Source organism: Roseobacter sp. N2S, from assembly GCF_031454055.1.
In the GTDB taxonomy this organism is placed as follows: Bacteria; Pseudomonadota; Alphaproteobacteria; order Rhodobacterales; family Rhodobacteraceae; genus Amylibacter.
In genome coordinates this window covers 1-1,045 of record NZ_JAVDQB010000025.1, presented here as the reverse complement: position 1 = coordinate 1,045, position 1,045 = coordinate 1, and the positions used below count along the sequence as shown (strand labels likewise).

The 1,045-nt window shown below is 52.9% G+C and carries 1 pseudogene; it reads right to left on the bottom strand.

Annotated features, from left to right (window positions below):
• Positions 1-986 (bottom strand): annotated as a pseudogene (locus GGE09_RS23415) (IS3 family transposase); the annotation flags it as partial.
• Positions 987-1,045: the final 59 nt, after the last annotated feature.

Sequence of the window (1,045 nt, the reverse complement as noted above, 5' to 3'; positions counted from 1 at the left end):
CAATTTCCACGCCTGCTCATCGAATGCTTGATGTTGTGGGCTCGCAGAAACGCCGCCCAATCCCGGCTTGTATACTGCGAGCCTTGGTCTGTGTGGATCAGGACAGGGTGTTTGGGTTTGCGTCGCCAAACGGCCATAAGCAGTGCTTGAAGCACAAGGTCAGTAGGCTGGCGTGATTGGGTTGCCCAGCCGATGACACGACGTGAGTAAAGGTCGATGACCACAGCCAGATACAGGAACCCCTCGTAGGTTTTAATATATGTAATATCGGAGACCCAAGCTGTATCCGGGTCAGCCACATCAAACTGCCGATCCAGCGTATTATCGATCACGATAGATGGTTTACCTCCATACATTCCAGGTCTGCGTTTATAGCCGATCTGTGCATGAATGCCCGCTAAACGAGCCAGCCTGGCAACACGGTTTGGGCAACTGGTCTCGCCCAACTCCATCAGATCGTCATGCAGTTTGCGATACCCATAGACCTTACCGCTGTCTTTCCATGCATCCGTGAGCAGCTTCGTTTGACGAGCATCCTCACGCGCGCGCTGGCTTACACGGTGGCTTAACGGATTCTTAGCCCATGCGTAGAAACCACTGGGATGGATGTTGAGGCAACGGCACATCCGACGCACTGAAAACTGTGGGCGATGCTCGGCGACAAACGCGTACTTCATTCGTTGACCGGCAGTGCATGTTTACATGCGCGAGAGGTTTACATCCTTTGCGAAGTACGCGGCCGCTTTTTTTAGGATGTCGCGCTCCTCCGTCATTCTTGCCAGCTCACGCTTGAGCCTGCGGTTCTCGGCTTCATGGTCCACAGATGATGCCCGTGACGCCGCCTTCGCGTACAGCTTCATCCATTTGTACAAAGAATAGGTGCTGACGCCTAAACGCTCAGACACCTCTCGAACTGGATACCCACGCACCGTGATCTGATGCACAGCATCACGCTTGAAATCTTCACTGAAATTTGGCTTCCCCATAACGGCCTCCTTGCCTCAAAATTAGGGAAGAAAGCGTCTACAATACTAGGGGCTATTCA